Origin of the sequence: Janthinobacterium sp. LPB2021202312-11-4 (assembly GCF_037049705.1) — a bacterium.
Classification (GTDB): Bacteria; Pseudomonadota; Gammaproteobacteria; order Pseudomonadales; family Pseudomonadaceae; genus Aquipseudomonas.
The window spans coordinates 71,707-90,359 of sequence record NZ_JBAGKV010000023.1 but is presented as its reverse complement, the minus strand read 5'-3'; the positions used below and the strand labels follow the sequence as shown (position 1 = coordinate 90,359).

Genomic DNA, 18,653 nt, shown 5'->3' with positions numbered 1-18,653 from the left:
CTATCCCTGAAATTACCCTTAAAGGGTAATTTTGACTAATCGAAAATCCCGCTCCATTTCCCTCTGTCTGAATTTAGGCGGTTGCCGTCCTACACGGAGCTGACTAACATGTCAGAAAATTCATCCTATGATTGGATGAAAGGGCGAATCCAATGTCAGACATTTCTCCACTCGTTAAGCGATCCCTGGTCGATCAGGCCCTGGATCAGTTGCGCCTGCGCATCACCGAAGGCGTCTGGACGGTCGGCCAGCGTTTACCCACCGAGCCCGAGCTGTCCGCCGAGCTGGGCATCAGCCGCAACACCGTGCGTGAAGCGATGCGGGTGTTGGCGTTTTCCGGGTTGATCGAGATCCGCCAGGGCGACGGCAGTTACCTGCGGGCGGTGATCGATCCGCTCGACACCCTGAAAGCCTTATCCCGCTGCACCCAGGAACAGGCCAGGGAAACCCGGCACATCCTCGAAGTCGAAGCCATCGGCCTGGCGGCGCTGCGTCGTACCGACGAAGACCTGATCGCCCTGCGAGAGGCATTAGGCGTCAGCGGCAGCCACTACCACGGCGATCTCGACAGTTACATCGCCTGCGACCTGGTGTTCCACCGGCTTCTGGTGGATGCCGCCCACAACCCGACCCTCAGCGAGTTGTATCGCTACTTCTCCAGCATCGTCGGCGCACAACTACGCCAGACCTTGAACATCACCCCGCGACGCCAAGAGGTCTTCGACCTGCATATCGACCTGCTCGACGCCGTCGAACAACGCGATCCGGAACGGGCCAAAGCCCTGTCGAGACAGTTGATCAATGAACCTTTAAGCCGAGAACTCCATGTCTGCCAATAACAGCAACATCCAGCAGCCCAAGCGCACGGCAGAGCTCGAAGAGCTGCTGATCGACGCCGAGGCCGATGACGAACAAATTCAGCAAAGTCACCCGATTCTGCGGCGGCCGTGGCTGTTGTTGCTGGGGCTGATTCTGGTGGCGCTGAACCTGCGCCCGGCGCTGTCGAGCATGGCGCCGATGCTCAGCGAGGTTTCCAGAACCCTCGGCTTGTCCGCTGCCCAGGCCGGTTTGCTGACGACGTTGCCGGTGCTGTGCCTCGGTCTGTTCGCGCCACTGGCTCCGATCCTGGCCCGGCGTTTCGGCGCCGAGCGTGTGGTGTTGGGGATTTTGCTGGTGCTGGCCGGCGGGATCATCCTGCGCAGTTGCTTCGGTGAAGTCGGGTTGTTCGCCGGCAGCGTGTTGGCCGGCGCCAGCATCGGTGTCATCGGCGTGTTACTGCCGGGAATCGTCAAACGCGACTTCCCGAAACAGGCCGGCACCATGACCGGTGTCTACACCATGGCGCTGTGCCTGGGTGCGGCGATGGCGGCAGGGGCGACCGTGCCGTTGAGCGAGCATTTCGACAAGAGCTGGGCGTTGGGCCTGGGCTTCTGGGTGATTCCGGCGGTGGTCGCGGCGATGTTCTGGTTGCCGCAAGTGGGACAGAAACACGGCTCGCATAACGTCGCCTATCGGGTGCGCGGGTTGCTGCGCGATCCATTGGCCTGGCAAGTCACGCTTTACATGGGCCTGCAATCGTCCCTGGCTTACATCGTGTTCGGCTGGTTGCCGTCGATCCTGATCGGTCGTGGGCTGACACCGACCCAGGCCGGGCTCGTATTGTCCGGTTCGGTGATTGTCCAACTGGCCAGTTCCCTCGCCGCACCTTGGCTGGCGACACGCGGCAAGGACCAACGGCTGGCGATTGTCATCGTTATGCTGCTGACTCTCGGCGGTTTGTTCGGTTGCCTCTACGCGCCGATCGAAGGCCTGTGGGGTTGGGCGATCCTGCTCGGTCTGGGGCAGGGCGCCACGTTCAGCCTGGCGCTGACCCTGATCGTGTTGCGCTCGCGGGACGCGCATGTGGCCGCCAACCTGTCGAGCATGGCCCAGGGCTTCGGTTACACCCTGGCGTCCATGGGGCCATTTGCGGTCGGCATCGTTCATGACTGGACCGGTGGCTGGAACGCTCTCGGCTGGATCTTCGGCATCATCGGCCTCGGCGCGATCATCGCCGGGCTCGGTGCCGGGCGAGCGCTCTACGTCCAGGTGCACAGGGAAAAAGTCTGAATTTTCGCACTGCTGGCATTCGGCCCACGAATGCCGGTGGTCTTGCGCGCATTTGCAGACTATCGTGCATGCAATCTTTTGAAACCATTTTGCAAACCCACGGAGTCTGCCCATGAGTGATGCCCACAACGCCTTGATCACCCGGTTCTACCAAGCCTTCCAGCGGTTGGATGCCGAGGCGATGAGCGCCTGCTACACCGACGACGTGGTGTTCAGTGATCCGGCGTTCGGCGAGTTGCGCGGCCGCGATGCCGGCGACATGTGGCGCATGCTCACCACTCGGGCCAAAGACTTTTCCCTGACCTTCGACAGCGTGCGCAGCGACGACCGCACCGGCGGCGCCCATTGGGTGGCGACGTACCTGTTCAGCCAGACCGGCAATGTCGTGATCAACGACATCCAGGCGCGTTTTGTGTTTCGCGACGGCAAGATCTGCGAGCACCACGACAGCTTTGATATGTGGCGCTGGTCCCGCCAGGCACTGGGCGCCAAAGGCCTGTTGCTGGGCTGGACGCCACTGGTGCGCAACGCCGTTCGCGCCCAGGCGTTGAAGGGGCTGAAGGCATTCCAGGCCAGTCGCTGATAAGATCGCGGCTTGTTTCCCCTCAAGCCTTGATCGTCACGTGAGCACCCTCAGCGAAATACCCGCCGACCCGCAAACCCCGGTGAGCAAACCCTGGTTCGTCTACCTCGTGCGGGCGGCCAACGGGTCGCTTTACTGCGGGATCAGCGACGACCCGGTGCGCCGTTTTGCCACGCATCAAAGCGGAAAGGGCGCACGCTTCTTCCTTTCCAGCCCCGCCGTGGCGCTGGTCTACACCGAAGCCTGCCGCGATAAAAGCGAAGCCCTGCGTCAGGAACGGTTGATCAAAAAACTCAAGAAAAGCGCCAAGGAATGTCTGGTCGGTACTTATCAATCTGACTGATAAGTTCCCATCAGGCAGATCTGTAGGCTGCTCACCCATTGCACGTTAAGCTGCGAGCTCCTTCATCTGAGCGGCGGAGCCGAGCATGTCAGAGCTGATTCTTCACAACTACCCGACGTCCCCTTTCGCTGAAAAAGCGCGTTTGTTGCTGGGCTTCAAGGGGTTGTCCTGGCGCTCGGTGAAGATCTCGCCGGTGATGCCAAAACCTGATCTGACCGCTTTGACCGGCGGCTACCGCAAGACCCCGGTGCTGCAAATTGGCGCCGACATCTATTGCGACACCTCATTGATCGCCCGTCGCCTGGAGCAGGAAAAAGCCCTGCCGGCGTTCTTCCCCGAAGGTCAGGAAATGATCGTCGCGGCCTTCGCGGCATGGGTGGATTCGGTGGTGTTCCAGCACGCAGTGAGCCTGGTGTTCCAGCCGGAATCGGTGGCGGTGCGTTTCGGCAAATTGCCGCCGGAAGCGATCAAGGCGTTCCTGGCTGACCGAGCCGGGTTGTTTAGCGGTGGCAGCGCGACGAAGTTGTCGGCGGAACAGGCGCGGCACCAGTGGCCGACCATCATGGGCGGTCTCGAATTGCAGCTTCAACGCGAGCAGGGCGACTTCCTGTTTGGCGAGCCGTCGATTGCCGATTTCTCCCTGGCCCATTGCCTGTGGTTCCTCAAGGCAACACCGGTGACTTCACCGTTGGTCGATGCTTATCCGGCGGTGTTGGCGTGGTTTGGTCGGGTGCTGGGCTTTGGTCATGGCGCGTTCAGCGAGATGACGGCTGAAGAGGCGCTGGAGGTGTCGCGCAAGGCCACGCCGGCTCCGTTGCCGGATGAAGCGTTCGACGAGCCTAACGGCTTTGAGGCGGGCCAGCAGGTGGTGATCGCAGCGACCGACTACGGCTGTGATCCGGTGGCGGGCAAGCTGGTGTTCGCGGGGCGTGAGGAATTGATACTGCGCCGTGAAGATGAACGTGCGGGCGTGGTGCATGTGCACTTTCCGCGGTTCGGATTCCGCATCGAAGCTGTCTGATTTGGCGGCAAATCTTTGGTGAAGCGGATATCGCCAGGATCGCAGCCTTCGGCAGCGTACACCCTGTAGGAGCTGCCGAAGGCTGCGATCTTTTGATTTTAAAAAATCATTTCAGGGCGGCGAGGATTTCATCCGGGTCATACCCGCGAATCAACGTCCCGTTCACGTCAATCAACGGAATCCCGCGCCCGCCCAACGCTTCATAAGCCTTGCGCGCTGTCGCGTCCTTCTCGATGTCGAATTCCTTGTACGGAATGCCCTTCTGATCGAGAAAGCGCTTGGTCAATTTGCAGTAGCCGCACCAGTCGGTGGCGTAGAGCACGACGTTGGCCTTGGCCTGGGTTTGCTCGGACACCACTTGCGCCGGGTGGATGTAGCGCTCGATCTTGCCCCAGTTCTGGTAAACCACGACCACCAGCAGGATCAGCAGGAATTTCTTCAGCACCCCGTTGAGCATCAGTTGCGTCGCTTCAACTGATCGGTCAGTTGGGTGGGCAAGCCCTTGATGATCAGCGTGCCGGCTTCTTCGTCGTATTCGATCTTCGAGCCCAGCAGGTGCGCTTCGAAGCTGATGGACAGGCCTTCGGCGCGCCCGGTGAAGCGGCGGAACTGGTTCAGGGTGCGCTTGTCCGCCGGAATTTCCGGCGAGAGGCCGTAATCCTTGTTGCGGATGTGATCGTAGAAGGCCTTCGGCCGCTCTTCGTCGATCAGCTCCGAGAGCTCTTCCAGGCCCATCGGCTCGCCGAGTTTGGCCTGGCTGCTGGCGTAGTCGACCAGGGTCTTGGTTTTTTCGCGGGCGGACTCTTCCGGCAAGTCTTCGCTTTCAACGAAATCACTGAAGGCTTTGAGCAAGGTGCGGGTTTCGCCGGGGCCGTCGACGCCTTCCTGGCAGCCGATGAAGTCGCGGAAATACTCCGAAACCTTTTTCCCGTTCTTGCCTTTGATAAACGAAATGTACTGCTTGGACTGCTTGTTGTTCTGCCACTCGGAAATGTTGATCCGCGCCGCCAGGTGCAACTGGCCCAAGTCCAGGTGACGGGACGCGGTCACGTCCAGCGCTTCGGTCACGGCCACGCCTTCGCTGTGGTGCAGCAGGGCGATGGCCAGGTAATCGGTCATGCCTTGCTGGTAGTGGGCGAACAACACGTGTCCGCCTGTTGAGAGGTTCGATTCTTCCATCAGCTTTTGCAGGTGTTCCACCGCCACGCGGCTGAATGCCGTGAAATCCTTTCCGCCATCGAGGTATTCCTTCAGCCAGCCGCTGAACGGATGCGCCCCGGACTCGGCATGGAAGAAGCCCCAGGCCTTGCCCTGCTTGGCGTTGTAGCTCTCGTTGAGGTCGGCGAGCATGTTCTCGATGGCGGTGGACTCGGCCAGCTCAGAGTCGCGCGCGTGGAGAACTGCGGGTGTGCCGTCGGGTTTTTTGTCGATCAGGTGGACGATGCAATGACGGATCGGCATGGGCTTCTCGGCTGATTGAAGGGGCGGAGGGCGTGCTCCCCCAAAAAAGTGCCAAGTGTACCGCAAACAGGCCGGCAAGCTCCCTTTGTAGGCGCTGCCGAAGGCTGCGATCTTTTGATCTTGTTTTTAAAAATCAAAGTCAAAAGATCGCAGCCTTCGGCAGCTTCTACAGGGGGCGGAAGGCAAAATCATCGGTCTGGAGCGGTCCTTATTCGATTTTTTCCCGGTTTAGAGCAATAAAGCTGACCAAATGGGTAGCAAGAGGCGGATATTTCCCCGTCTCTGTGCTAGTTTTGCCCGGTCTTACGCGAAGTCACTGCGTTAAGCGTGCATTCAGCATTTGTCAGGTCGAACCAAACCCTGATTTCGGTATCTATAACCCCGACTCGTCGCGGTTATGGCCGAGGGTGCCAGATCCAGAAGATCGGGCTCGATGGCTGACACTGCACTCTGCAATCCATATGAATTTGATAGGGAAGGAACACTACATGGCTCTTACTAAAGACCAACTGATCGCCGACATCGCTGAAGCTATCGACGCGCCAAAAACCACCGCGCGTAACGCTCTGGACCAACTGGGCCAAATCGTTGCTGATCAGCTGGAAAACGGCGGCGAAATCACTCTGCCAGGTATCGGCAAACTGAAAGTGACTGAGCGTCCAGCCCGTACCGGCCGTAACCCTTCGACTGGCGCTGCCATCGAAATCGCTGCCAAGAAAGTTATCAAGCTGGTTGTGGCCAAAGGCCTGACCGACGCTGTTAACAAGTAAGACGCAGTAAAAAAAACCGTGCTCCGGAGTGATCCGGGCACGGTTTTTTTGTGTCTGCGATTTAGCGATTGACCCGCAAATACTACAAAAACAATTGTGGGAGCGGGCTTGCTCGCGAATGCGGTGTGTCAGTCGACTTCAATGGTGACTGATACACCGCATTCGCGAGCAAGCCCGCTCCCACATTTTCGACCAGTATTGGTCAGTTACCTTTGCGTACCCAGCGCTCACGCCACGCTTGCTGCTCGGATTTGGTCTGGAAGGTCCAGGCCACGAAGCGGCTTTGCTTCTGCCCTTGGGACATTTCCACGACCTGGCTTTCCAGTACGCCAGCCTTTTTCAGCGCGGTCTGGATCGCCGGCAGGTTCGACGCTTTCGACACCAACGTGCTGAACCACAGCACTTTGTGCTGGAAACTCGCGCTTTCGGCGATCAGTTGTGTCACAAAGCGAGCTTCGCCGCCTTCACACCACAATTCGGCCGACTGACCGCCGAAGTTCAGCACCGGCAATTTGCGTTTCGGGTCGGCACGGCCCAGGGCGCGCCATTTACGTTCGCTGCCCTTGGTCGCTTCGTCCATCGAGGCGTGGAACGGCGGATTGCACATGGTCAGGTCAAAGCGTTCGCCGGGCTCCAGCAAACCCAGCAGGATGTGCTTGGGATTGCTTTGCTGACGCAACTGGATGGCTTTGTTCAGCCCGTTGGACTGGACGATGGCTTTAGCGGCTGCGACGGCCGTCGGGTCGATTTCCGAGCCGAGGAAGTGCCAGCGGTAGTCGCTGTAACCGATCAACGGATAAACGCAGTTGGCGCCCATGCCGATATCGAGCACCTTGACCGCCGCGCCGCGTGGGATCTCGCCGTCATTGACGCTGGCCAACAGGTCCGCCAGGAAGTGCACGTAGTCGGCACGCCCCGGAACCGGTGGGCACAGGTAATCAGCCGGGATGTCCCAGTGCGCCACGCCGTAGAACGACTTGAGCAGCGCCCGGTTGAACACCCGCACCGCGTCCGGGCTGGCGAAGTCGATGCTTTCCTTGCCGTACGGGTTGAGGATCACGAACTTCGCCAGTTCCGGCGTGCTCTTGATCAGCTCCGGGAAGTCGTAGCGACCCTGGTGGCGGTTGCGCGGGTGCAGGCTGGCCTTCGGGCGTGGTTCCACGGCCTTGGCCGGGGTGGCGGAGTCAGGCTTCTTGCGCGCAGGGCGGGGTGTGCGGGGGGCGTTCATGGGTGTGGTCGATTCGGGTATGGCTGAAAGTGCGGGCATTGTCCCACATTAGCTCCCTGATGACGCATATCCCCTGTAGGAGTGCCGAGTGAAACGAGGCTGCGATCTTTTGAGGGTGTTTTTGAAGAGCAAGATCAAAAGATCGCAGCCTCGTTTCACTCGGCAGCTCCTACAGATATCGGTGGCGGGCATGAAAAAGGGAGGCCGTTGCGGGCCTCCCTCTTTCATTGCGATGTGCCCTTACAAACTGGCAATCCGCGCGTGTTGCTCGGCCAACTTGCCCAAAGCCTGTTCAGCTTCAGCCAGTTTGGCGCGTTCCTTGTCGATGACTTCGGCCGGGGCCTTGTCGACGAAACCGGCGTTGGACAGCTTGCCGCCCACGCGCTGGACTTCACCCTGCAAACGCAGGATTTCCTTGTCCAGGCGTGCCAGTTCGGCGTCCTTGTCGATCAGACCGGCCATCGGCACCAGCACTTCCATCTCGCCCACCAGCGCGGTGGCGGACAGCGGTGCTTCTTCGCCAGCGGCCAACACGGTGATCGATTCCAGACGCGCCAGTTTCTTCAGCAGCGCTTCGTTCTCGGTGAGACGGCGCTGGTCTTCGGCACTGACGTTTTTCAGGAACAGGTTCAGCGGCTTGCCCGGACCGATGTTCATCTCGGCGCGAATGTTGCGCGTGCCGAGCATCAAGGTTTTCAGCCACTCGATATCATCTTCGGCGCCCTGATCGATGCGTGCTTCGTTGGCCACTGGCCAAGGTTGCAGCATGATCGTCTTGCCTTCGATGCCAGCCAGCGGCGCGATGCGCTGCCAGATTTCTTCGGTGATGAACGGCATGAACGGATGCGCCAGGCGCAACGCCACTTCCAGTACCCGAACCAGCGTGCGGCGAGTACCGCGCTGACGTTCAGCCGGAGCGTTTTCGTCCCACAGCACTGGCTTGGACAGTTCCAGGTACCAGTCGCAATACTGGTTCCAGATGAACTCGTACAGCGCTTGTGCCGCCAGGTCGAAGCGGAACTGGTCGAGCTGACGGGTCACTTCGGCTTCGGTGCGTTGCAACTGCGAGATGATCCAGCGATCCGCCAGGGACAGCTCGTAGGCCTCGCCGTTCTGGCCGCAGTCTTCGCCCTTGTCCAGAACATAACGCGCGGCGTTCCAGATCTTGTTGCAGAAGTTGCGATAGCCTTCGACGCGGCCCATGTCGAACTTGATGTCGCGACCGGTGGACGCCAGCGAGCAGAAGGTGAAGCGCAGGGCGTCGGTGCCGTAGCTGGCGATGCCATCGGCGAACTCGTCGCGGGTCTGCTTCTCGATCTTCTTCGCCAGTTTCGGTTGCATCAGACCGTTGGTACGTTTGTGTACCAGGTCTTCCAGCTCGATACCGTCGATGATGTCCAGCGGGTCGAGGACGTTGCCCTTGGACTTGGACATCTTCTGGCCCAGGCCATCACGTACCAGACCGTGCACATAAACGGTCTTGAACGGTACCTGCGGTGTGCCGTCTTCGTTTTTCACCAAGTGCATGGTGAGCATGATCATCCGGGCAACCCAGAAGAAGATGATGTCGAAACCGGTGACCAGCACGTCGGTGGAGTGGAATTTCTTCAGGAACTCGGTCTGCTCGGGCCAGCCCAGGGTGGAGAACGTCCACAGGCCGGAACTGAACCAGGTGTCGAGTACGTCGTTGTCCTGTTGCAGCGCAACGTCCGGGCCCAGATTGTTCTTGGCCCGCACTTCGGCTTCGTCGCGACCGACGTAGACCTTGCCCGACTCGTCGTACCAGGCCGGAATCCGGTGGCCCCACCACAACTGACGGCTGATGCACCAATCCTGGATGTCGCGCATCCACGAGAAGTACATGTTTTCGTATTGTTTCGGCACGAACTGGATACGGCCGTCTTCAACGGCGGCAATCGCAGGCTCGGCCAATGGCTTGGTCGATACGTACCACTGGTCGGTCAGCCATGGCTCGATGATCGTGCCGGAACGGTCGCCTTTCGGCACTTTCAGGGCGTGATCGTCAACACTGACCAGCAGGCCGGCGGCGTCGAACGCCGCAACGATTTGCTTGCGCGCTTCGAAACGGTCGAGGCCGGCGTATTCGGCCGGGATCTTGCCGTCGATGCTTTCGTTCAGCGTGCCGTCCAGGTTGAACACCTGGCAGGCCGACAACACGGCGGCGTTCTTGTCGAAGATGTTCAGCAGCGGCAGGTTGTGGCGCTTGCCGACTTCGTAGTCGTTGAAATCGTGGGCCGGGGTGATTTTCACGCAGCCGGTGCCGAATTCAGGATCGCAGTAATCGTCGGCGATGATCGGGATGCGGCGGCCAACCAGCGGCAGCTCGACAAATTTGCCGATCAGGGCTTTGTAGCGTTCATCGTTCGGGTTAACGGCCACGGCGGCGTCGCCGAGCATGGTTTCCGGGCGAGTGGTCGCGACGATCAGGTAATCATTGCCTTCAGCGGTCTTGGCGCCGTCGGCCAGCGGGTATTTCAGGTTCCACAGGAAGCCTTTCTCGTCGTGGTTTTCCACTTCGAGGTCGGAAATCGCCGTGTGCAACTTGGTGTCCCAGTTGACCAGACGCTTGCCGCGATAGATCAAGCCGTCTTCGTGCAGGCGCACAAAGGCTTCTTTCACCGATTCCGACAGGCCGTCGTCCATGGTGAAGCGTTCGCGACTCCAGTCCACGGACGAACCGAGGCGGCGGATCTGACGGCTGATGTTGCCGCCGGACTCATCTTTCCATTCCCAGATTTTCTCGAGGAATTTCTCGCGGCCCAGGTCGTGGCGGCTCTGGCCTTTGGCTTCGAGTTGGCGTTCCACCAGCATTTGCGTGGCGATACCGGCGTGGTCGGTGCCCGGCTGCCACAGGGTGTTGCGACCCTGCATGCGGCGGAAACGGATCAGGGCGTCCATGATCGCGTTGTTGAAGCCGTGACCCATGTGCAGGCTGCCGGTGACGTTCGGCGGCGGGATCATGATGGTGTAGGACTCGCCCGCGCCTTGCGGGGCGAAGTAATTCTCGGACTCCCAGGTGTTGTACCAGGAAGTTTCAATGGCGTGCGGCTGGTAGGTCTTATCCATGCGCGGCGGGACCCTATTGGCATTTATTCAGGAAAAGCCGGCAAGTATAGCGAGGCATGTGGCAGAGGGCGAGCAGGGCCAGACCGGGCGCCTCTGAAATACGGCGAGTGCACCCGTAGGAGCTGCCGAAGGCTGCGATCTTTTGGCGTCTTCAATAACGCTGAAGATCAAGATCAAAAGATCGCAGCCTTCGGCAGCTCCTACAGTGGGGCGCGGGGTTATTCGTACTGGCTGAGCAGCCGTTCCATCCGTGCGTCGAGGCGACGTTTGATCTCGGTTTCAATATGCGGGGCGAAGTCGTCGATCACGTCTTGCAGGATCAATTGCGCGGCGGCGCGCAGTTCGCTGTCCAGGTGCAGCAGGGCGTCGGGGCCTTTGCTGGCGGCCGGTGCCGGTTGCGCGGCAGGGGCGGGGGGCGGCTCGACGGCTTCAGGCGGGGTGCCTACCGCGTCGAACAGCATTGGAATCTGTTCCTGGTCACCGTCATTGACCGTGTCGGTCAGCAAGGGCGGTTGCAGGTTGTCATCACCGAGCAGTTGGCGGATCGACTCAAGGTCATCCAGCAGGTGCGCGGACTTTTGCTGTGGTTTTGGAGTGTCCATCGGAATGCTCAGAGTCGCTGTAAACGGTGATCTTGCAGAGGATAGCCCTGTTCGCGGTAGAAACGGAAACTCTCCCGCGCAGCCGCGCGAATCGTCGGATCTTCCACCACCACTTCCGCCACCCGGGCGAACTTGTTGGCGAAGGCTGGAACCTTCAGATCGAGATTGACCAGCAGGTCCTGATGCACGCCGCAGTCATCGCCAAGCCCCAGGACAATCAAGCTGTCCGGTTCGCTTTCGGCGGGGCCGTGGGGCACGAAGCTCTCGCCCTTGAACGCCCACAGACGCGCATCGAGATCATCACGCTGGGCGGCATCGCTGCAATGCAGGTAGATGCGGTGCCCCATGCGCCAGGCTTTCTCGGTGAGCTTGCAGGCAAAGTCCAGCCGCGCTGACGGATCGGCGCTGGGCAGGATATAGAAGTCGACTTTGGTCATTGCGGTTCCTGAGCCATGAGCGGCGTCACCAGTCGGTGGCGCCGCCCAGGGTCATCGGTTTCAGGCTTTGGCGCGGTCCAGCAGGTATTGGGTCAGCAAAGGAACCGGACGCCCAGTGGCGCCCTTGTCCTTGCCGCCGCTGGTCCAGGCGGTGCCGGCGATGTCCAGGTGCGCCCAGTTCAGGTTCTTGGTGAAGCGCGACAGGAAGCAAGCCGCAGTGATGGTCCCGGCTTTCGGGCCGCCAATGTTGGCGATGTCGGCGAACGGGCTGTCCAGTTGCTCTTGATATTCATCGAACAGCGGCAGTTGCCAGGCGCGGTCGTCGGCCGATTGGCCAGCACTCAGCAGTTGGCCGATCAGTTCGTCGTTGTTGCCCAGCAAGCCGGAGGTGTGAGCGCCCAGGGCAACCACGCAAGCGCCGGTCAGGGTCGCGATGTCGATCACGGCTTGTGGCTTGAAGCGTTCGGAGTAGGTCAGGGCATCGCACAGCACCAGACGGCCTTCGGCGTCGGTGTTGAGGATTTCCACGGTCTGACCGCTCATGGTGGTGACGATGTCGCCCGGGCGCGAAGCGTTGCCGCTCGGCATGTTCTCGGCACAGGCCAAGATGCACACCAGGTTGATCGGCAGTTTCAGTTCGAGCACGGCACGCAGGGTGCCGAACACGCTGGCGGCGCCGCCCATGTCGTATTTCATCTCGTCCATGCCGGCGCCCGGTTTCAGGCTGATGCCGCCGGTGTCGAAGGTGATGCCCTTGCCGACCAGTGCGAACGGCTTCTCGGATTTCTTGCCGCCGTTGTATTGCATGACGATCAGGCGCGGCGGCTGGGCGCTGCCCTGGCCGACGGCGTAGAACGAGCCCATGCCCAGCTCCTTGATTTTCTTCTCATCAAGGACTTCGACTTTCAGGCTCTTGAATTCCTTGCCCAGGTTCTTGGCTTGTTCGCCGAGGAACGTCGGGTGGCAGATGTTCGGCGGCAGGTTGCCCAGGTCGCGGGTGAACGCCATGCCGTTGGCGATGGCAGTGGCGTGGGCCACGGCACGCTCGACTTCAGCCTGGGCAGCCTTGATGGTCACCAGGGTGACTTTCTTCAGGGCGCGGGGTTCGGCTTTCTGGCTCTTGAACTGGTCGAAGGTGTATTCGCCGTCCACCAGGGTTTCGGCCAGCAGGCGGGTCTTGCCGTAGCTGTCGCGACCCTTGACCACGACTTCGTCCAGCGCCAGCACGGCATCGCTGCCGCCCAGGCCTTTGAGGGTGTTGAGGATGCCGGCGATGATTTTGCGGAACGGGCGATCACCCAGTTCTTCATCCTTGCCCACGCCCACCAGCAGCACGCGCTCGGCCTTGAGGTTCGGCAGGCTGTGCAGCAACAGGCTTTGACCGACTTTGCCGGCCAGGTCGCCACGCTTCAGTACAGCGCTGATCGCGCCGCCGCTCAGTTCGTCGAGTTGCTTGGCGACGGCGCCGAGTTTGCGGCCTTCGCCGACGGCGACCACCAGAGTGGCGGTTTTCAACGTTTCTGGGCTAACGCTTTTTACAACCAGTTCCATGTCCGGGTCCCTGAATTAATGGTCAACACGCAGCGTTCGGCAGTGTGCGCAAACGCCTGCTTATATAGATAGAAAGACGCAGGTCACGACCCGCGACAAAGGCCGCAGTTTGAACCTCGGGCCACGAGCCTGACAACCCTCGGCGGTACGATCTTCCACGCTTTAATCACCTGCTTGAGCGTGCGCAGTGACAGGCGCACCCAATCACAGGATAATGCGCCATCTTTTTCGGCGGCTCTGCCCTGCGGGCCGCCCGATACGTTTGCTTGTTTGGCCGCCTTAGCCTGACAACCCTGGAGTGTCTGGTTTGATCGTCTTCCGTTATCTATCCCGCGAAGTCCTGTTGACCCTGAGTGCCGTGAGCGCGGTGCTGCTGGTCATCATCATGAGCGGTCGCTTCATTAAATACCTCGCGCAGGCGGCTTCGGGCCAACTGGACCCGGGTTCGTTGTTCCTGATCATGGGGTTTCGTCTGCCGGGTTTCCTGCAACTGATCCTGCCGTTGGGGCTGTTCCTGGGCATCCTGCTGTCGTATGGCCGGTTGTACCTGGAAAGCGAAATGACTGTGCTGTCGGCCACCGGCATGAGTCAGCAGCGTCTGTTTCAATACACCCTGTTCCCGGCGACCCTGGTGGCGCTGGTGGTTGCATGGCTGAGCCTGAGCCTGGCGCCGCAAGGGGCCAATCAGTTCCAGCTTCTGCTGAACAAACAAGACGCCCTGACCGAATTCGACACCCTTGAGCCGGGCCGCTTCCAGGCGCTGCGTGACGGTACGCGGGTGACCTACACCGAAACGCTGACGGACGACCGTATCAATCTGGGCGGCGTGTTCATCTCGCAAAAGAACATTTCTTCGGCCCAGAAGGATCGCGGGATTTCCGTGCTGGTGGCCGAAAAGGGCCGCCAGGAAATCCGCCCGGACGGCAATCACTACCTGATTCTCGACAACGGCTACCGCTACGACGGTAATCCGGGGCAGGCCGACTACCGCTCGATCAAGTACGACGAATACGGCGTTCTGCTGCCCAAGCCGGACGTCAGTGACGAAGTGACCGACCGTGATGCAATGACCACCAGCTCCTTGCTGGTCGGTGATGACGTCCGTTCGCGCGCCGAACTGGAATGGCGTCTTTCCTTGCCGATACTGGTGTTTATCGTGACCCTGATGGCGGTGCCGCTGTCGCGCGTCAACCCGCGACAGGGCCGTTTCCTGAAGCTGCTGCCGGCGATTCTTCTTTATATGGCTTACCTGACCATCCTGATTGCCGCGCGCGGCGCCCTCGAAAAGGGCAAGATCCCGCAATCGCTGGGCTTGTGGTGGGTGCACATGATCTTCCTGGCCATCGGCCTGGGATTGCTTTACTGGGAACCCTTGCGCTTGAAGATCGCGAGTCGCCGCGCTGCGCAGGAGGTGGCTCGTGGTTAAGCTCGATCGCTACATTGGTAGCAGCGTTTTCGTTGCAATCCTCGCGGTGCTGGGGATCATCCTCGGTCTGGCCACGCTGTTCGCCTTCATCGACGAGATGGGCGACGCCAGCGATACCTACACTTTGCTGGATGTCCTGAGCTACGTATTGCTGACCGCGCCACGTCGTCTTTACGATATGTTGCCGATGGCCGCGTTGATCGGTTGCCTGATCGGCCTGGGCAGCCTGGCCAGTAACAGCGAACTGACCATCATGCGCGCCGCCGGCGTGTCGATCGGGCGGATCGTCTGGGCGGTCATGAAGCCGATGCTGGTCCTGATGGTGGTGGGTGTGTTGATTGGCGAGTACGTGGCGCCGGCGACTGAAGTCACTGCCCAGGCCAATCGCTCCCTGGCTCAGGGCAGTGGTGACGCGCAAAGCGCCAAGCACGGCTTGTGGCATCGCCAGGGTGATGAGTTCATTCACATCAACTCCGTGCAACCCAATGGCGTGCTGTACGGCGTGACCCGTTATCGCTTCGACAAAGAGCGGCACATGCTGTCGGCGAGCTTCTCCAAGCGTGCGGAGTTCGACAAGGATCACTGGCAACTGAGCGAAGTCAGCACCACGCTGTTCCATGAAAGAAACACGGAAGTGGTCAATACTCCGGTCGAACGCTGGGACGTGGCCTTGAGCCCGCAACTGCTCAACACCGTGGTGATGACCCCTGAAACCCTGTCGATCAGTGGTTTGTGGAATTACATCCACTACCTGGCGGACCAGGGCCTGGCCAATGGCCGTTACTGGCTGGCATTTTGGGTCAAGGTGTTGCAACCGTTGGTCACCGCCGCGCTGGTGTTGATGGCGATTTCCTTTATCTTCGGTCCGCTGCGTTCGGTGACTCTCGGTCAGCGGGTCTTTACCGGCGTGCTGGTGGGCTTCACCTTCCGCATCATCCAGGATTTGCTTGGGCCTTCGAGCCTGGTGTTCGGTTTCTCGCCGCTGTTTGCGGTGCTGGTGCCGGCCGGTGTCTGTGCCCTGGCCGGGGTCTGGCTGTTGCGTCGGGCCGGTTGATTCCGGGTCTTTCCTGAGGTTGCCGCTACTGAAAAACGCCCTGGTCGCAAGACCGGGGCGTTTTTGTATTCGCCGTCTGACCTGCGAACGTGACGCTTGCGTCGTGGATCAGGTACAATTCCCGGCTATTTTTCGGCGGGCTATGCCTGCAGCCTTTTTGAGTGTTGATCCGTGAGTGATTTGAGTCATATCCGCAATTTCTCCATCATCGCCCACATTGACCATGGCAAGTCGACGCTGGCCGATCGCTTCATCCAGATGTGCGGCGGCCTTGCCGAGCGCGAAATGGAAGCCCAGGTTCTGGACTCCATGGACCTGGAACGTGAACGCGGGATCACCATCAAGGCCCACAGTGTCACCCTGTATTACACCGCTCGCGACGGTATCAAGTACCAGCTGAACTTCATTGACACCCCCGGCCACGTTGACTTCACCTACGAAGTCAGCCGGTCGCTGGCGGCCTGTGAAGGTGCGTTGCTGGTGGTCGATGCCGGTCAGGGCGTCGAGGCGCAGTCGGTTGCCAACTGCTACACGGCGATCGAACAGGGCCTGGAAGTCATGCCGGTCCTGAACAAGATCGACCTGCCACAGGCCGATCCGGACCGCGTCAAAGAAGAAATCGAAAAAATCATCGGCATCGACGCTACCGATGCAGTCGAGTGCAGCGCCAAGACTGGCCTGGGCGTCGATGAAGTCCTCGAACGCCTGGTTCACACCATCCCTGCACCGACCGGCAACTACGAAGATCCGCTGCAAGCGTTGATCATCGATTCCTGGTTCGACAACTACCTGGGCGTTGTTTCCCTGGTACGCGTACGTCACGGTCGGGTGAAGAAGGGCGACAAGATCCTGGTTAAATCCACCGGCAAGATCCACCTGGTGGACAGCGTCGGTGTGTTCAATCCCAAGCACACCCCGACAGTTGACCTCAAGGCTGGCGAAGTGGGCTTCATCATTGCCAGCATCAAGGACATTCACGGCGCGCCAGTGGGCGACACCCTGACCTTGAGCTCGACGCCAGACGTCGACGTGCTGCCAGGTTTCAAGCGCATCCAGCCGCAGGTCTACGCCGGCCTGTTCCCGGTCAGCTCCGACGACTTCGAAGATTTCCGTGAAGCCCTGCAAAAGCTCACGCTCAACGACTCGTCCCTGCAATACACCCCGGAAAGCTCCGACGCCCTGGGCTTCGGCTTCCGTTGCGGGTTCCTCGGCATGTTGCACATGGAAATCATCCAGGAGCGCCTCGAGCGCGAGTACGACCTGGACCTGATCACCACGGCGCCGACGGTTATTTTCGAGCTGTTGCTGAAAACCGGTGAAACGATTTACGTCGACAACCCGTCCAAGCTTCCGGACGTCTCGTCGATCGAAGACATGCGTGAGCCGATCGTGCGGGCCAATATTCTTGTGCCGCAAGAGCACCTGGGCAACGTCATTACCCTGTGCATCGAAAAGCGTGGCGTGCAGCACGACATGCTGTTCCTCGGGTCCCAGGTCCAGGTGACCTACGATATTCCGATGAACGAAGTGGTTCTGGACTTCTTTGACCGTCTGAAATCCACCAGTCGCGGCTATGCTTCGCTGGACTACCATTTCGATCGTTACCAATCGGCTAGTCTGGTGAAGCTGGATGTGCTGATCAACGGTGACAAGGTCGATGCCTTGGCGTTGATCGTGCACCGGGATAACGCGCACTACAAAGGTCGCCAGTTGACCGAGAAGATGAAAGAACTGATTCCGCGCCAGATGTTCGACGTCGCGATCCAGGCCGCCATTGGCGGGCAGATCATTGCGCGAACCTCCGTCAAGGCACTCAGAAAGAACGTATTGGCCAAATGCTACGGCGGTGACGTTAGCCGTAAGCGCAAGCTGTTGGAAAAGCAGAAGGCCGGTAAAAAACGCATGAAGCAAGTCGGTAACGTGGAAATTCCACAAGAAGCCTTCCTTGCAGTGCTCAGGTTGGATAGTTAGGTCCTATGTCACTAAATTTCCCGCTGTTGCTGGTCATCGCCGTGTTCGTCTGCGGCCTGTTGGCGTTGCTTGATCTGTTGTTCCTGGCGCCTCGGCGCCGGTCCGCCATCAATGCCTATCAAGGCAGTGTCAGCCAGGCTGACATGGTGGTCGTCGAAAAACTGAACAAAGAGCCGCTGCTGGTCGAATACGGCAAGTCGTTCTTTCCGGTGTTGTTCATCGTGCTGGTGCTGCGTTCGTTCCTGGTGGAACCGTTCCAGATCCCTTCCGGCTCGATGAAACCAACCCTGGACGTTGGCGACTTCATCCTGGTGAACAAGTTTTCTTACGGTATCCGCCTGCCGGTGATCGACAAGAAAGTCATCGAAGTCGGTGATCCACAGCGTGGCGATGTGATGGTGTTCCGCTATCCAAGCGATCCGAACGTCAACTACATCAAGCGTGTAGTGGGCCTGCCGGGCGACCAGATTCGCTACACCGCTGACAAACGTCTGTTCGTCAACGGCGAGTCGATTGCCGAACAACTGGTCGGCTCCGAGCCGGGCACGTTGGGCAGCGCCGAGCTCTACATGGAAAAACTCGGCGCGGCCGAGCACCAGATCCGCAAGGAAATGAGCCGCTACCGCGCAACGCCGGACCATACCTGGACCGTGCCTGCCGGCCATTACTTCATGATGGGCGACAACCGCGACAACTCGAACGACAGTCGCTACTGGGATGATCCGACTATTCCCAAGGATCTGCTGGGCATGGTTCCCGACAAGAATATCGTCGGCAAGGCCTTCGCGGTCTGGATGAGCTGGCCGGAACCCAAACTCAGTCACCTGCCGAATTTCTCGCGGGTTGGCCTGATCAAGTAATCACCCACGGCGCTGTGAACACAGCGCCGAATGCATTTCTGGAGCCGGCACAATCGGCGTCCGAAGCATGAAAACAATGATATTCAGGACGTTATTTTTGAACACAGCGTTAATTGTCCCAAGCCTGCGCCGTACCACGGCGATGGCGGT

General features: G+C 59.8%; 17 protein-coding genes. 10 read left to right on the top strand and 7 right to left on the bottom strand.

The features are described from left to right. Window positions 1–152 precede the first annotated feature (152 nt). From V5E99_RS22610 to V5E99_RS22590, 5 genes are all read left to right on the top strand, one after another. Window positions 153–839: a FadR/GntR family transcriptional regulator gene (locus tag V5E99_RS22610; protein ID WP_499804466.1), complete on the top strand. Its 687-nt coding sequence runs from the start codon at window positions 153–155 to the stop codon at window positions 837–839. Continuing rightward, on the top strand, window positions 826–2,109 hold the full coding sequence (locus V5E99_RS22605) for a CynX/NimT family MFS transporter (protein WP_499804465.1): 1,284 nt from the start codon (window positions 826–828) through the stop codon (window positions 2,107–2,109). The genes V5E99_RS22610 and V5E99_RS22605 overlap by 14 nt, the downstream gene beginning before the upstream one ends. A gap of 112 nt (window positions 2,110–2,221) precedes the next feature. Next, on the top strand, window positions 2,222–2,692 hold the full coding sequence (locus V5E99_RS22600; RefSeq protein ID WP_499804464.1) for a nuclear transport factor 2 family protein: 471 nt from the start codon (window positions 2,222–2,224) through the stop codon (window positions 2,690–2,692). A 40-nt stretch (window positions 2,693–2,732) separates the two neighbouring features. Further along, entirely contained in the window at window positions 2,733–3,035 is a 303-nt protein-coding gene (locus V5E99_RS22595) for a GIY-YIG nuclease family protein (protein ID WP_499804463.1), read from the top strand. A gap of 85 nt (window positions 3,036–3,120) precedes the next feature. After that, complete coding sequence (locus V5E99_RS22590; protein ID WP_499804462.1) at window positions 3,121–4,056, top strand: glutathione S-transferase family protein; 936 nt, start codon at window positions 3,121–3,123, stop codon at window positions 4,054–4,056. Window positions 4,057–4,162: 106 nt separating this feature from the next. On the opposite strand, the gene V5E99_RS22585 is transcribed toward V5E99_RS22590, so the two are convergent. Then, entirely contained in the window at window positions 4,163–4,513 is a 351-nt protein-coding gene (locus tag V5E99_RS22585; RefSeq protein WP_499804461.1) for a glutaredoxin family protein, read from the bottom strand. Continuing rightward, window positions 4,513–5,517: a nucleoid-associated protein YejK gene (yejK, locus tag V5E99_RS22580; protein WP_499804460.1), complete on the bottom strand. Its 1,005-nt coding sequence runs from the start codon at window positions 5,515–5,517 to the stop codon at window positions 4,513–4,515. The genes V5E99_RS22585 and yejK overlap by 1 nt, the downstream gene beginning before the upstream one ends. 488 nt (window positions 5,518–6,005) lie before the next feature. Here yejK and V5E99_RS22575 point away from each other — a divergent pair, with 488 nt between their 5' ends. After that, window positions 6,006–6,287, top strand: a complete 282-nt coding sequence (locus V5E99_RS22575) for an HU family DNA-binding protein (RefSeq protein WP_007905514.1) — start codon at window positions 6,006–6,008, stop codon at window positions 6,285–6,287. 202 nt (window positions 6,288–6,489) lie between these two features. Here V5E99_RS22575 and rlmF read toward each other — a convergent pair whose 3' ends face one another. The 5 genes from rlmF to V5E99_RS22550 form a co-directional block, all read right to left on the bottom strand. Beyond that, on the bottom strand, window positions 6,490–7,515 hold the full coding sequence (gene rlmF / locus V5E99_RS22570) for a 23S rRNA (adenine(1618)-N(6))-methyltransferase RlmF (RefSeq protein ID WP_499804459.1): 1,026 nt from the start codon (window positions 7,513–7,515) through the stop codon (window positions 6,490–6,492). A gap of 240 nt (window positions 7,516–7,755) precedes the next feature. Further along, window positions 7,756–10,602: a valine--tRNA ligase gene (locus V5E99_RS22565; protein WP_499804458.1), complete on the bottom strand. Its 2,847-nt coding sequence runs from the start codon at window positions 10,600–10,602 to the stop codon at window positions 7,756–7,758. Between the two features lie 218 nt (window positions 10,603–10,820). Continuing rightward, the gene (locus V5E99_RS22560; protein WP_499804457.1) at window positions 10,821–11,204 is read right to left on the bottom strand and encodes a hypothetical protein; all 384 of its coding nucleotides are present in this window, start codon (window positions 11,202–11,204) and stop codon (window positions 10,821–10,823) included. A gap of 8 nt (window positions 11,205–11,212) precedes the next feature. Beyond that, window positions 11,213–11,641 carry a DNA polymerase III subunit chi gene (locus V5E99_RS22555; RefSeq protein WP_499804456.1) on the bottom strand — a complete coding sequence of 143 codons (429 nt, stop codon included), beginning with the start codon at window positions 11,639–11,641 and terminating at the stop codon, window positions 11,213–11,215. A gap of 60 nt (window positions 11,642–11,701) precedes the next feature. Further along, a complete protein-coding gene (locus V5E99_RS22550; protein ID WP_499804455.1) occupies window positions 11,702–13,192 on the bottom strand; it encodes a leucyl aminopeptidase in 1,491 nt (496 codons plus the stop codon). A 307-nt stretch (window positions 13,193–13,499) separates the two neighbouring features. Here V5E99_RS22550 and lptF point away from each other — a divergent pair, with 307 nt between their 5' ends. The 4 genes from lptF (at window position 13,500) to lepB (ending at window position 18,503) form a co-directional block, all read left to right on the top strand. Beyond that, window positions 13,500–14,618, top strand: a complete 1,119-nt coding sequence (gene lptF / locus V5E99_RS22545; RefSeq protein ID WP_499804454.1) for an LPS export ABC transporter permease LptF — start codon at window positions 13,500–13,502, stop codon at window positions 14,616–14,618. Next, a complete protein-coding gene (lptG, locus tag V5E99_RS22540) occupies window positions 14,611–15,672 on the top strand; it encodes an LPS export ABC transporter permease LptG (protein ID WP_499804453.1) in 1,062 nt (353 codons plus the stop codon). Before lptF ends, lptG begins: the two co-directional genes overlap by 8 nt. Before the next feature lie 180 nt (window positions 15,673–15,852). Next, entirely contained in the window at window positions 15,853–17,643 is a 1,791-nt protein-coding gene (gene lepA, locus V5E99_RS22535; RefSeq protein WP_499804486.1) for a translation elongation factor 4, read from the top strand. Window positions 17,644–17,648: 5 nt separating this feature from the next. Then, window positions 17,649–18,503: a signal peptidase I gene (lepB, locus tag V5E99_RS22530; RefSeq protein ID WP_499804452.1), complete on the top strand. Its 855-nt coding sequence runs from the start codon at window positions 17,649–17,651 to the stop codon at window positions 18,501–18,503. Window positions 18,504–18,653 lie beyond the last annotated feature (150 nt).

What these genes read in the sequence shown, in the direction of transcription:
- V5E99_RS22610 (WP_499804466.1), top strand. Translation starts at nt 153, where the DNA reads ATGTCAGACATTTCTCCACTCGTTAAGCGATCCCTGGTCGATCAGGCC.
- V5E99_RS22560 (WP_499804457.1), bottom strand. Translation starts at nt 11,204, where the DNA reads ATGGACACTCCAAAACCACAGCAAAAGTCCGCGCACCTGCTGGATGAC.
- lepB (WP_499804452.1), top strand. Translation starts at nt 17,649, where the DNA reads ATGTCACTAAATTTCCCGCTGTTGCTGGTCATCGCCGTGTTCGTCTGC.
- V5E99_RS22550 (WP_499804455.1), bottom strand. Translation starts at nt 13,192, where the DNA reads ATGGAACTGGTTGTAAAAAGCGTTAGCCCAGAAACGTTGAAAACCGCC.
- V5E99_RS22575 (WP_007905514.1), top strand. Translation starts at nt 6,006, where the DNA reads ATGGCTCTTACTAAAGACCAACTGATCGCCGACATCGCTGAAGCTATC.
- V5E99_RS22565 (WP_499804458.1), bottom strand. Translation starts at nt 10,602, where the DNA reads ATGGATAAGACCTACCAGCCGCACGCCATTGAAACTTCCTGGTACAAC.
- V5E99_RS22585 (WP_499804461.1), bottom strand. Translation starts at nt 4,513, where the DNA reads ATGCTCAACGGGGTGCTGAAGAAATTCCTGCTGATCCTGCTGGTGGTC.
- yejK (WP_499804460.1), bottom strand. Translation starts at nt 5,517, where the DNA reads ATGCCGATCCGTCATTGCATCGTCCACCTGATCGACAAAAAACCCGAC.
- V5E99_RS22600 (WP_499804464.1), top strand. Translation starts at nt 2,222, where the DNA reads ATGAGTGATGCCCACAACGCCTTGATCACCCGGTTCTACCAAGCCTTC.
- rlmF (WP_499804459.1), bottom strand. Translation starts at nt 7,515, where the DNA reads ATGAACGCCCCCCGCACACCCCGCCCTGCGCGCAAGAAGCCTGACTCC.
- V5E99_RS22605 (WP_499804465.1), top strand. Translation starts at nt 826, where the DNA reads ATGTCTGCCAATAACAGCAACATCCAGCAGCCCAAGCGCACGGCAGAG.
- V5E99_RS22555 (WP_499804456.1), bottom strand. Translation starts at nt 11,641, where the DNA reads ATGACCAAAGTCGACTTCTATATCCTGCCCAGCGCCGATCCGTCAGCG.
- V5E99_RS22590 (WP_499804462.1), top strand. Translation starts at nt 3,121, where the DNA reads ATGTCAGAGCTGATTCTTCACAACTACCCGACGTCCCCTTTCGCTGAA.